Annotated in this window: 10 protein-coding genes; 4 read left to right on the forward strand and 6 right to left on the reverse strand. The window is 59.8% G+C overall.

Annotated elements, in window-relative coordinates; genetic code table 11:
* Positions 1 to 88: 88 nt before the first annotated feature.
* The 3 genes from ACL2XM_RS23375 (at position 89) to ACL2XM_RS23385 (ending at position 3356) form a co-directional block, all read left to right on the forward strand.
* A complete protein-coding gene (locus ACL2XM_RS23375; RefSeq protein WP_413731694.1) occupies positions 89 to 1018 on the forward strand; it encodes a LysR substrate-binding domain-containing protein in 930 nt (309 codons plus the stop codon).
* A gap of 119 nt (positions 1019 to 1137) precedes the next feature.
* Positions 1138 to 2301, forward strand: a complete 1164-nt coding sequence (locus ACL2XM_RS23380) for an FAD binding domain-containing protein (protein WP_413729288.1) — start codon at positions 1138 to 1140, stop codon at positions 2299 to 2301.
* Between the two features lie 221 nt (positions 2302 to 2522).
* The gene (locus ACL2XM_RS23385) at positions 2523 to 3356 is read left to right on the forward strand and encodes a YdcF family protein (protein WP_413729289.1); all 834 of its coding nucleotides are present in this window, start codon (positions 2523 to 2525) and stop codon (positions 3354 to 3356) included.
* A gap of 16 nt (positions 3357 to 3372) precedes the next feature.
* Here the strand turns inward: ACL2XM_RS23385 and ACL2XM_RS23390 are convergent, their stop codons facing one another.
* From ACL2XM_RS23390 to kdpF, 6 genes are read right to left on the reverse strand one after another with little or no spacing between them, the layout of a single operon-like run.
* On the reverse strand, positions 3373 to 4296 hold the full coding sequence (locus ACL2XM_RS23390) for a nucleoside hydrolase (RefSeq protein ID WP_413731695.1): 924 nt from the start codon (positions 4294 to 4296) through the stop codon (positions 3373 to 3375).
* Between the two features lie 28 nt (positions 4297 to 4324).
* Positions 4325 to 7015, reverse strand: coding sequence for a two-component system sensor histidine kinase KdpD (gene kdpD, locus ACL2XM_RS23395; protein ID WP_413731697.1), 2691 nt, complete (start codon positions 7013 to 7015; stop codon positions 4325 to 4327).
* 8 nt (positions 7016 to 7023) lie between these two features.
* A complete protein-coding gene (gene kdpC / locus ACL2XM_RS23400; RefSeq protein ID WP_413721615.1) occupies positions 7024 to 7599 on the reverse strand; it encodes a potassium-transporting ATPase subunit KdpC in 576 nt (191 codons plus the stop codon).
* 11 nt (positions 7600 to 7610) lie between these two features.
* Positions 7611 to 9659, reverse strand: coding sequence for a potassium-transporting ATPase subunit KdpB (gene kdpB / locus ACL2XM_RS23405; protein WP_410013147.1), 2049 nt, complete (start codon positions 9657 to 9659; stop codon positions 7611 to 7613).
* An 18-nt stretch (positions 9660 to 9677) separates the two neighbouring features.
* Positions 9678 to 11363 (reverse strand): potassium-transporting ATPase subunit KdpA, encoded by a 1686-nt coding sequence (gene kdpA / locus ACL2XM_RS23410; protein ID WP_413727560.1) that lies wholly within the window; start codon positions 11361 to 11363, stop codon positions 9678 to 9680.
* Positions 11363 to 11446, reverse strand: coding sequence for a K(+)-transporting ATPase subunit F (gene kdpF / locus ACL2XM_RS23415; protein ID WP_410016701.1), 84 nt, complete (start codon positions 11444 to 11446; stop codon positions 11363 to 11365). The genes kdpA and kdpF overlap by 1 nt, the downstream gene beginning before the upstream one ends.
* A 352-nt stretch (positions 11447 to 11798) precedes the next feature.
* On the opposite strand from kdpF, the gene ACL2XM_RS23420 reads away from it, so the two are divergent.
* The gene (locus ACL2XM_RS23420) at positions 11799 to 12038 is read left to right on the forward strand and encodes a hypothetical protein (RefSeq protein ID WP_410013149.1); all 240 of its coding nucleotides are present in this window, start codon (positions 11799 to 11801) and stop codon (positions 12036 to 12038) included.
* The last annotated feature ends 11 nt before the right edge of the window (positions 12039 to 12049 follow it).

Genomic DNA, 12049 nt, shown 5'->3' on the forward strand with positions numbered 1-12049 from the left:
TGAAGTAAAATTATTGTCACTCATTACCCTTATGATGATAATCAGTGCAATATCGAAAAGTTCATTGCATAAAATGCAAAGGTGACGTATGGACAAATTCGCGGCGATCGGCGCCTTCGTGGCGGTGGTTGAACACGGGGGGTTCGCACCGGCGGCAAGACGGCTGGGGGTGGCGGCATCCTCGCTGACGCGGCAGGTAAATGGGTTGGAAGAAAGCCTTGGCACGCTGCTGATGAACCGTTCGACTCGTAGCGTGACGCTGACCGAGGCTGGACGACAATATTACGAGGATGGCCGCCGTATACTTGAAGATCTGGTGAACGCTGACCGATCGGCCGGCGAGCTGTCCGGGCCGCCTAGCGGCCTGCTCAAGGTGACGATGCCCGTTGCCTTCGGGCGGCTCCACGTTGCGCCGGCTCTCCTCGCTTTCCTGCAACTCTTTCCCCAAATCCATCTCGAACTCCATTTGAGCGACGCCATGGCCAATCTGGTCGAGGACCGGCTTGATATCGCCCTCAGGCTGGGCGTGCCCGGTCCATCGACGCTGATTGCACGCAAGCTGGCGCCCCATCATCGCGTTATCTGCGCCAGCCCTGATTATCTCGGTGAGCATGGCGCGCCGCGGGAGCCCGGCGATTTGACCGCGCACAACTGCCTGTTGTTCGACTACCAGGCAACCGGTAACCGGTGGACATTGAGCCGGGGCGGCAAACAGGAGAAGGTCGCCGTTTCCGGAAGCCTGCGCGCCAACAACTCGGAAATGCTGCGCGAAGCCGCCATTGGCGGCGCCGGCCTGTTGTTGATGCCGACCTGGCTGGTGGGAGGGGATATCGCCGCCGGCCGGCTCGTCCCCGTACTACGGGAATGGACCCCCTCTCCGGCCGCGGAAGAAGGCGCGGTCTGGGCCGTTTATCTGGCTAACCGGCGCGGGTCCAGTAAGATTGCCAGTTTCATTGATTTCCTCGCCGTCCATTTTGGTTCCCCACCCTATTGGGATAAGGCGTGCGACTGGCTGTGAACACCCGATGACGGTAGCGTTTATCTTTGCGTAATGCGCAAAGATGATAGTTAAAATGAGATAATTGTTGTCATAAATTAATGGGTGCATAGTGATTGCCATCAACCAGGAGGCACGCTATGCACACCATCACTACGCACCAGATAAAACGCAGGGCGCTGATTATAGGCGGTTCGCTCGGGGGGCTTTTTGCCGGCACCATGCTACGCGCCATCGGCTGGAACGTGGATATTTTCGAACGTTCGCCTCACGATCTCGACAGCCGTGGCGGCGGCATCGTTCTCCAGCCTGAGGTGAAAGAGGTATTCCGGCGCGGTGGCATTACCCTGGACAATGACAGGCTCGGCGTCCGTTCAGCCTATCGTACGGTCTTCCTGCCGGATGGCGCGATCCAATCCCGGCATTTAGCACCCCAGACCCAGACTTCATGGTCACTTATCTACACGACCCTCAAAACGGCGTTCGGTGAGTCGCACTATCATCGAGGCAAGCGCCTGGCGCGGATCGAACAGGATTTTTCAACCGCTACCGTTACGGCGTTATTTGAAGACGGAAGCCGTGAAAGCGGCGACCTGCTGATCGGGGCGGATGGCGGCGGCTCGACCGTGCGTTCGCTCTTTTGGCCGCAGGTACAGCCGCGCTATGCCGGCTACCTCGCCTGGCGCGGACTGGTACCGGAGGATGCCATGCCCGCTGCCGCGCGCGAGGCTCTGCACGGCGATTTCGGGTTCGCCAACAACAGCGGGTCGCATATTCTCGGCTACCTGATGCCTGGCGAAGACAATGATGTCAGGCCCGGCCATCGACTTTATAACTGGGTCTGGTACCGGGTGGCCGATGGCGGGCAGCTTGCACAAATAATGACCGATCGTGCCGGCCTTGAACGCCATTATTCCATTCCCGAGGGGATGCTGGCGGATCGATGGCGTGCCCATTTGCGTGACGATGCCCGTTCACTGCTGCCGCCGCCTTTCAGCGCGATTGTGGCGGCCACGGAGCATCCCTTCGCCCAGGCGATCCGCGATCTTGCCGCGGATGAAATGGTTTCAGGTCGTGTGGCGATATTGGGCGATGCAGCCTCGATCCCGCGGCCACATACCGCGGCGAGCACGGCCAAAGCTGCGGCCAATGCCCTGGCGCTCGCCGACGAGCTTGCCGCCTCTCCGGATGACATCGCCGCCGCGCTTGCCCGTTGGGAATTGCCGCAGGTGATGTACGGTAAGTACCTGGAAAAGCAGGGTACGCAAGCCGGTAATTATCTGATGTTCCCAAGCCGCTCGTGAGGCTTTCGCTTAAGCGCCGTTCACTGAGCGACGCTTAAGACTTTGGTCGCTTTCGCCAAAAGCCGAGTGCCTTAGGGCGCGGTGAGCCCCCTACGCGTTTCCAACCGCAGGGCGGCGGGCAATACAGCAAAATAACAGCGGCAGGTCGCCATGATCTGCCGTATTTTATTGGCTGTCATATTTTCCCTGCTATAGTGGAATCCAAAGGAGAAACATAAAATATGCATACCGACATGTGTCACGCGTCCGGGCTGCCGCCGCTTCCAGCCGATATTGTCTCCAAGCTCAACTTGATAGCGTCCTGGCTGGCGGTTGACGATTTTTCCGCCCGGCAGGACCATTTAAGCGCCGATGCCATCATCCTGGCGGGAAATGCAGTATTAGCCACCATTGACGGCGCGTGCGCACTGGCGCGGGCCCGCCATATTCCCCTGGTTATCTCCGGCGGCATCGGCCATTCCACCTCGTTTCTCATCGCGGCGGTGGCCCAACATCCCCGTTATCAGGCCATTGAAACCGCCGCCCGGCCTGAAGCCGCCATATTGCATGAGATTGCCTGCCGATTCTGGGAATTACCTGGAAAACAGGTCGTTATGGAAACCGCGTCGCGCAATTCCGGCGAAAATGCCGGCTTTACGCGCGCCCTGCTGGAAGAACGGGGATGTACGCCGCAAGATATTATTCTTATTCAGGATCCCTTGCTGCAGCGCCGGACCGACGCCACCTTTCGCCGCTGCTGGGTTGATTCTGCCCAAAGTCCGCATTTTATTAACTGGCCGACCTGTGTCCCGCAACTGGTGAGTGACATAAACGGGACCGGCTTTACCCATGATAGCGATGGCCTCTGGCCGGTAAACCGGTTTATATCCTTGTTACTGGGCGAAATTCCCCGTCTGCGGGATGATAAACAAGGCTATGGCCCGAAAGGGAAAGATTATATCTGCCATGTGGATATTCCGAACGAGATTGAAGACGCCTGGGAATATCTGATGCATAACCAGGGGATCCCGGGTGAATGGCGCGATCGTATTGAGATTCCAACGCTCAATGGATAAGCCACGACAATAGCCGCTATATTAAGGTCAAGGATTGCAGGAAATGCGCTTTTAGCGGCGCGGCCTCCACGCCCAGGCAGATTTTTTGCAATCCGCAGCCGGCAAAAGGATCAAAGCGCGTGGCGAGCGCGGTGGTACGGCGCAAGGTCTGGCCGCGCGACAGGCCTTCGGTCACTACCCTTATCGGCGAGGTCGACACCCTGAACCAGTCGGGATTGATCAAATAGGATAGGGTCAGGGTATCATGCAGCGCCATGCCCTCGAACCCCTCGCTTTGCAAGCTGTAGTCCAGGTAGCCGCGGGAAATGGCGGTCAATACCGGCTGCCCGGTTGCGCGAATTTCCTCTCCGGTAATTAATACTTCATGGGTAACGTCCAGCGGCAGCATCACCACCGGCAGGGCGGAGGAGAGAACCTGATCCGCAGCGTGGGGATCTTTCCAGATATTAAATTCGCAGTGGGGCGTCACGTTGCCGGCATGGCCGTGGGTGCCGAAGGCGCCGCCCATGATAACCACTTCCCTCACCAGGGGAACAATCTCCGGCGCCAGGTTGATGACGGTGGCGATATTGGTCAGCGGCCCGATGGCCACCAGGGTAATTTCGCCGGGATTGGCCTTTACGCTGTCGATAATAAAGCGGATGCCATCTTGCGCCGAGGCGTCATAGGGATTGTCAAACGCGTCACCCAATCCGTCTTTGCCGTGTATCTTGCCGCTAACAGGCGTGGGGTCAAGAGCCAGCGGACGCGAACAGCCGCGATAAATGTCGGCGCGGATCGCCATTTTGGCGCAGAATAGCCGGGCATTTTTAACCGCCTGATCCCGGGTAACATTGCCAAATACTGCGCAGACACCCAGGATTTCCATATGGCGGGCGGCGTAGGCAAGCGCAAAAGCGTCATCCACGCCAATATCGGTATCGATAATAATTTTACGCATAAACGACTCCGTCCTATGAAAAGGTGTTTTACTGTGTCTCTTCCGCATCTTCGGGTAGCGAAGGGGCCTGGGCTACCGGCAGGGAGATGTAAAAACAGGCGCCGCCTTCCGACCGGTTGCCGGCGCGAATCTGCCCTTCATGCATTTCTATAATCGCCTTGCAGATGGCCAGCCCCAGTCCAACGCCGGGCACGGCCGATTCCTTATTGCCGCGGGCGAATTTTTCAAAAATCTTTTGTTCCTGCCCCACCGGGATGCCCGGCCCGTTGTCCCACACCTCGATTTCCAGCCGATGACGTTGTTCATAGGCCCGGATGCCCAGTTGCGCGTTGTCGCCGGCATACTTTAACGCATTCTCCAACAGGTTGGTGAACACCCGCTCCAAGAGCGCGCCGTCGGCTTTGATCAATACCAGATGGTCGGGCAACTCCAGCCTGACCTGACGCTGGGCCAGCAGCGGTTTCATGATTTTCAGCGTGCTGCCGATCACCTCCTCCAGCGCCACCCATTCGGCGCGCAGGTTAAGTCCGCCAGACTGGATGCGCGCCATATCCAGCATATTGTTGACCAGCCGGATGGTGCTCAGGGTTTGTTGCCGGATCTGGCTAGCCTGCGGCGCGTATTTCGATCCTTCCGCCGCCAGGTCAAGGGTCAAAATTTCCGACTGGCCGAACAGCACCGTCAGCGGGGTGCGCAGATCGTGGGATAGGGCCGACAACAGGGCATTGCGCAGCTCCTCGCGCTCGGCGGCCAGGCGCGCGTGTTCTTCGCTGCGGGTCAGCGCCATGCGTTCCAGCGCGCCGGCGATAAGTACCGTAAAAGTTTCCAGCATACGCTGCTGTTCGGGGATCAGCAGATGGCGCAGGTTGGCGGGTTCAATCACCAGCAGCCCGAGTGATTTGCCGGTGGTTTTCAGCGGCAGTATCTGATAGGGCACGCCTGGCAGGGTATCGGTGCCGGCGCCGGCCGGCTGCCCTTTATCAAAACTCCAGCGGGAAATGGCGGCGTCTGGCAGGGTCGTCAGGTTGCCGGCGGCGCCAATGGCCTTCAGCTCGCCATTTTCCTGCGCCAGCAGCAGCTCGCTGCGTGCCTGTAGCGTACTGTCGATGACGCGCTGGCAGGTTTGGGCAATCTCGTCCATGCCGCGCGCGCCGCTCAGCGCCTTGGAAATTTCATAAAGATGGCGCACGCGCTGTTCCCGATAACGCGCCACGCGCGCCTGGTAACGTACCCCCGACGTCAGGTTGCCGATAATGATGCCGACGGTCAGCATCACGCCGAAGGTGAACAGGTATTGCACATCCGATACCGCCATGGTGCCGGTAGGCGCGATAAACACCATGTCGAAAATAACGATGTTCAGCACGGTCGCCACTACCGACGGCCAGCGGCCGTAGCGCAGGGCCACGATCACCACGCCGAGCAGATAGATCATCACCATATTGGTGGGATCCACGCCGGGCAGCAGCCAGTGGCCGCCGACGGTAATCAGGGCGCAGAGCGCCGCCGCCGCCAGGCAGCCGCGCAGCTGCACCCGCCATTTATCGGTAAAAGATCGGCTGTCCGCCAGCCTGCCGGGAGGATCGGCCGGCGGTTCATCCAGCGCCACGATGATCAGGTCCAGGTCGGGCCCAAGGCGGCCCAGCCGGTCGGCAAAGCTGTCCCTGCGCCAGGGTTTGGCCGGGCGGCGGCCGGTGATGATTTTTCCCAGGTTGTGCTCGCGGGCGTAGCGCAGCACCGCGTTGACCTCGCTGGGATCGGATAGGGTGGCCGTTTCCGCGCCCAATTCCTGGGCCAGCTGCAGGGTGCGCAGGATGCCGCGCCGGCGCGACTCGGCCAGGCGGTGCAGCGAGGGGGTTTCCACGTAGACGGCATGCCAGACGCTGCCGAGCTTGGCCGCCAGCCTGGCCGCCGTGCGCACCAGCTTTTCGCTGCCGGTGTTATTGCCGATGCACAGCAAGATGGCGTCGCGCGTATGCCACACCTTGTCCTCGCCGCCGCTGGCGTCGCGCCAGACCCGCATCTGGTCGTCCACCCGATCGGCGGTGCGGCGCAAGGCCAGTTCGCGCAGGGCGAATAGGTTGCCTTTGCGGAAAAAATTTTCTATGGCCCGTTCGGCGCGATCGCCGATATACACCTTGCCCTCTTTTAATCGCTGGCGCAGATCGTCGGGGGGCAGATCCACCAGCACCACTTCATCCGCCGAATCGAAAAACGGGTCCGGCACGGTTTCCCGTACCCGGATGCCGGTGACGCCGCTCACCACGTCGTTCAGGCTTTCCAGATGCTGGACATTGATGGTGGTCAGCACGTCGATGCCGGCATCCAGCAGCTCGTCGACATCCTGCCAGCGCTTGGGATGGCGCGAGCCGCGCGCGTTGGTATGCGCCAGCTCGTCCATCAGGATCACCGCCGGACGCCGGGCCAGCGCGGCGTCCAGATCAAACTCCTGATGCCGGTGCCGGCCGGTGGGGCGCCGGGGCAGCACGGTCAGCCCGTCCAGCAAGGCCTCGGTTTCAGCGCGGCCGTGCGTTTCCACCACCCCCACCAGCACATCGAGCCCCTGCGCCCGCAGGCGACGGGCTTCCGTAAGCATCGACCAGGTTTTTCCCACGCCGGCGCAGGCGCCGAAATAGATTTTCAGTTTGCCGCGTTGCTTATTGGCCGCCTGCAGCAATAACGCGTCCGGGTCGGGACGCTGGGGTTCATCGTCGCTCATGGCGGTCCTTAAGACTGGGGAAGTTTATCCAGCGCTACGTTAAGTTCCAGTACGTTTACCGTCGGTTCGCCGAGAAAAGCGAGCAACGGCCGCGACGTCTGTTGTTCAACCAATTGGCGCACCTGTTCCTGGGCCAGTCTACGCGCTGCCGCGACCCGAGGCACCTGCCAAAGGGCTGCCTGCGGCGAAATATGCGGATCCAGGCCGCTGCCCGATGCCGTCACCAGATCCACCGGGATGGGGCCGCCGGCCTGCGGGTTGGCCGCGCGCAGCGCCGCCACGCGTTGTTTTACCGCTTCGTCCAGCGCCGGATTGCTCGCGGCCAGATTGCTGCCCGACGAGGCCAGGGGGTTATTGGGCGTATCGCCGGTGGCCGACGGACGGCCCTGGAAATACTCGGGCCGGGTAAAATTCTGCCCGATAAGCGCGGAACCCCGCGTTTCGCCGCCGGCCTCCAGCAATGAGCCATTGGCCTGCGCGGGAAACCACCACTGCGCCAACTGGGTGGTCAATAAAGGATAAACAACGCCGGTGATAAGTGTCAGCAGCACCAGTAAAATCAAGGCGGGTCGTAATTGGCTCATGATGGTTCCTCTTAGCCCAGACCTAAAACGGTCAAAATCAAATCAATCAGCTTGATGCCGGCAAAGGGTATCAGCAGCCCGCCCATGCCGTAGATCCACAGGTTGCGGCGCAGCAGGGCGGCGGCGCCCATGGGACGGTAACTTACCCCATTCAGCGCCAGCGGGATCAGGAAGACGATCACCAGGGCGTTAAATATCACCGCCGACAAAATGGCGGAGCCGGGCGAGTGCAGATGCATTACGTTCAGCATATTTAATTGCGGATAGGTCACCGCAAAGGCGGCCGGGATGATGGCAAAATATTTGGCGACGTCGTTGGCGATACTGAACGTGGTCAGCGACCCGCGCGTCATCAGCATTTGCTTGCCGATATGCACCACTTCCAGCAGCTTGGTGGGGTTGGAGTCCAGGTCGACCATATTGCCCGCCTCTTTTGCCGCCTGGGTACCGGAATTCATCGCCACCGCCACATCCGCCTGCGCCAGCGCCGGCGCATCGTTGGTGCCGTCGCCGGTCATGGCCACCAGCCGTCCTTCGGCCTGGTATTGGCGAATCAAGGCCAGCTTGGCCTCGGGCGTCGCTTCGGAGAGGAAATCATCCACCCCGGCCTCGGCCGCGATGGCGGCGGCGGTCAGCGGATTATCGCCGGTCACCATCACGGTCTTGATGCCCATCTTGCGCAGTTCGGCAAAACGTTCTTTTATGCCGCCCTTAACAATGTCCTTCAGGGCCACAACACCCAGAACGCGCGCATCTTCCGCCACCACCAGCGGCGTGCCGCCGCTGCGCGCCACCTCTTCCACCAGGCTGCTGACCCCGGCGGGAAAACGGCCGCCGTTGCTTTCGATATGGCGGCGAATGGAATCCACCGCCCCTTTACGGATCATGCGCTGCTGGATATTGACGCCGCTCATGCGCGTCTGGGCCGAGAACGGGATAAAGGTGGCGTCAAGGCTCTGTAAATTGCGTTCGCGCAGATTAAATTTCTGCTTGGCGAGCACCACGATACTGCGGCCTTCCGGCGTTTCATCGGCAAGCGACGCCAGCTGGGCCGCGTCCGCCAGCGCTTCTTCGCTGACGCCGGGGGCGGGCATAAAGCGGGTGGCCTGACGGTTGCCAAGCGTAATGGTGCCGGTTTTATCCAGCAGCAGGACATCGATATCGCCGGCCGCCTCCACCGCGCGCCCACTGGTGGCGATAACGTTGGCCGCCAGCATCCGACTCATCCCGGCCACGCCGATGGCCGACAGCAGGCCGCCGATGGTGGTGGGGATCAGGCAGACCAGCAGGGCCACCAGCACCGTGATGCTCACCGGCGCGCCGCCCCAGGCCGAGAACGGATACAGCGTCGCCGTCGCCAGCAGGAACACAATGGTCAGCGCCACCAGCAGGATGGTCAGGGCGATTTCATTGGGGGTTTTACGCCGCTTGGCCCCCTCTACCATGGCAATCATGCGATCCAGGAAAGTTTCGCCGGGATTGGCGCTGCATGTTATCACCAGCCAGTCGGACAGAATGCGCGTCCCGCCGGTCACCGAGGCGAAGTCGCCGCCGGACTCGCGGATTACCGGCGCGGATTCACCGGTAATGGCGCTTTCATCCACGGACGCGCCCCCTTCAATCACTTCGCCGTCGCAGGGGATAATATCCCCGGCCTCGGCCAACACCACATCACCCTTGCGCAACGCGTCGGCGGCCACTTTGCTGGTGGCGGCGCCATAACGCGGCTCGGCGAGCTTTTTCGCCCAGCTGGTTTTTTTCACGCCTTTCAGGCTTTCCGCCTGGGCCTTGCTGCGCCCTTCCGCCAGCGCCTCGGCAAAATTGGCGAACAACACGGTAAACCACAGCCAGAGCGAAACATGGGCGGTAAAACCGACATTCCCTGCGGTCAGTCCCGCCGCCATGCCTGCCGCCAGCAGCAGCGTCAGGATACTGCCCAGGTACACGACAAACATCACCGGATTGCGAAACTGCACGCGCGGATCCAGCTTTTTAAACGCATCCGCAAGAGCGACGCGCATCAGCGCTCCGTCAAACAGCGCTTTTTGATTACGACTCATGGCTTCAAACTCCCGCGATTAATGACCAAGCAGTTGCAAATGTTCCGCCACCGGGCCAAGCGCCAGCGCGGGGATAAAGTTAAGCGCGCCGACCAACAGCACCGAGCCGATGACCAGGGAAATAAACAGCGGGCCGTGGGTGGGCAACGTGCCGCTGCCGACCGGCTGCACCTTCTTGATCGCCAGCGAGCCGGCAATCGCCATCACCGGCACAATCACCGCGAAACGGCCCAGCAGCATGGCGACCGCCAGCAGCAGGTTCCAGAACGGGGTGTTGGCGCTCAGGCCGGCGAAGGCGCTGCCGTTGTTATTCGCGGCGGAGGACACGGCGTAGAGCACCTCGCTAAAGCCGTGCGCGCCGGGATTGAACATGCCGGCGCGCCCGGCTTCGGTCATCATGGCCAGCGCGGTGCCCAGCAGCGACAGGGCGGGGGTAATAAGGATGGCGATGGCGGTCATTTTCATTTCCCACACTTCGATCTTTTTACCCAGGTATTCCGGAGTACGGCCGATCATCAACCCGGCGATAAACACCGCCAGCAGCACAAACAGCAGCATGCCGTACAGGCCCGAGCCGACGCCGCCGAATATCACCTCGCCGATTTGCATCAGCCACATCGGCATCATGCCGCCGAGCGCGGTAAAGGAATCGTGCATGGCGTTAACCGCCCCGCAGGAGGCCGATGTGGTGATCACCGCGAACAGGCTGGAATTAAGGATGCCGAAACGGCTTTCCTTGCCTTCCATGTTGATGGCGCTGTCCGCCCCGAATTGCAGGAAGTGCGGGTTGCCGTTCAGCTCCGCCCACATCACCACCGCTACCGCGGCGATAAACATCAGCGACATGGCCCAGAGCAAGGCATGGCCCTGGCGATGGTCGCGCACGACATTGCCGAAGGCAAAGCACAGCGCCGCCGGAATGAGGAAGATGGCAATCATCTGGATAAAATTAGTGATGTAATTCGGGTTTTCAAACGGATGGGCGGAGTTAACGTTAAAGAAGCCGCCGCCGTTGGTGCCGAGCATTTTTATCGCTTCCTGCGACGCTACCGGCCCCATCGGCAACGTTTGCTTGGCGCCCTCAAGCGTCGTCAGGCTGAGATAATCACTGAAATTTTGCAGGGTGCCCTGGCTGATGCTGATCAGGGCGATCAGCAGCGCCAGCGGCAGCAGGATATAAAGCGTGATGCGCGCCATATCACGCCAGGCGTTGCCGAGCGTGGCCACCGACCGGTTGGCAAACCCCCTGATCAGCGCAAACGCCACGGCGATGCCGGTGGCCGCCGACAGGAAGTTCTGCACGGTTAAACCCACCATCTGGCTAAAATAGCTCATGGTGCTTTCGCCGGCGTAGGACTGCCAGTTGGTATTAGTGACGAAGCTGATGGCGGTATTCAGCGCCAGATGCCAGGAGAGGGCCGGCAAATGCTGCGGGTTTAACGGCAAGCGATCCTGGAGCATTAACATCGCCAGCAATAGGATAATGCCGAGCACATTGAACAATAAAATGGCCAACAGGTAGCCGCGCCAGTTCATGTCCTGTTTATACACGCCGCACAATCGCCATAACCGGCGCTCGATGCCGGCGAAACCGGGCGCGGGCCGATCGTTAATGAATCTGCTTAGCCCTAGCCCCAAAGGGCGCGCCAGGATCAGCAGCACGGCCATGTAGCTGAAAATCAACAAAAACGCGCTGGAAGCCATCAGAATTCCTCCGCGTTAATCAGGGCATAAACCAAATAGCCCAACAGTAAAAACACCAGCACGATACCGGTTATCAAAGCCATACCCACAGTGCACCTCCAGAGGAAATTCTCAGGTGCTGCGAGTGTAAATTTTTGTCTGAAAAGTTAATGTAAAATTACTCCTGCCGGGTGTAAAAATTTTATAAAAATAGCGCAAATGCCGCGGCAGGTTTTGTAGATGGTTTAATTCCAGAAATGTATATAAAAAATTTATAGCCCGGCCCTTTATTTTTATAAAGGTTTTATAGTTGCTTGGTTATATTGGCTTTATCAGGAACGCGTAAGGCAAGACGAATAACCAGCTCAATAGATATTTGCCTGGTTAACGATATTCGACGGCGCGTCTATAACGTATTGAGAATATGTCCGGCAGCGGTAAGAGGTCGACAAGAAAATGAAATATATCGTCGTTAATATACTGTTGTTTTTAGCCTGCCTGCTGGCATCCGGTCTGCTATGGGCGGTGTCGCCGGTGCCCGCGCCGGCGCAGAGGCCGGCGAGCGGCGATTTTTCGCCGCAACAACAGGCGGAGATTGAACATATCGTGGAAAACTATTTAGTCGCCCATCCGGACATCCTGGCAAAAATGAACCCGCCGCCGGTCAGCCCGGGTGGCTGCCGGCCAGTGCGTTGAGCCGGCATGGT

This window comes from Sodalis sp. RH20 (genome assembly GCF_047324205.1).
In the GTDB taxonomy this organism is placed as follows: domain Bacteria; phylum Pseudomonadota; class Gammaproteobacteria; order Enterobacterales; family Enterobacteriaceae; genus Acerihabitans.

Coding starts and splice junctions, on each gene's coding strand:
- ACL2XM_RS23375 (WP_413731694.1), top strand. CDS start 89: ATGGACAAATTCGCGGCGATCGGCGCCTTCGTGGCGGTGGTTGAACAC.
- ACL2XM_RS23380 (WP_413729288.1), top strand. CDS start 1,138: ATGCACACCATCACTACGCACCAGATAAAACGCAGGGCGCTGATTATA.
- ACL2XM_RS23385 (WP_413729289.1), top strand. CDS start 2,523: ATGCATACCGACATGTGTCACGCGTCCGGGCTGCCGCCGCTTCCAGCC.
- ACL2XM_RS23390 (WP_413731695.1), bottom strand. CDS start 4,296: ATGCGTAAAATTATTATCGATACCGATATTGGCGTGGATGACGCTTTT.
- kdpD (WP_413731697.1), bottom strand. CDS start 7,015: ATGAGCGACGATGAACCCCAGCGTCCCGACCCGGACGCGTTATTGCTG.
- kdpC (WP_413721615.1), bottom strand. CDS start 7,599: ATGAGCCAATTACGACCCGCCTTGATTTTACTGGTGCTGCTGACACTT.
- kdpB (WP_410013147.1), bottom strand. CDS start 9,659: ATGAGTCGTAATCAAAAAGCGCTGTTTGACGGAGCGCTGATGCGCGTC.
- kdpA (WP_413727560.1), bottom strand. CDS start 11,363: ATGGCTTCCAGCGCGTTTTTGTTGATTTTCAGCTACATGGCCGTGCTG.
- kdpF (WP_410016701.1), bottom strand. CDS start 11,446: ATGGCTTTGATAACCGGTATCGTGCTGGTGTTTTTACTGTTGGGCTAT.
- ACL2XM_RS23420 (WP_410013149.1), top strand. CDS start 11,799: ATGAAATATATCGTCGTTAATATACTGTTGTTTTTAGCCTGCCTGCTG.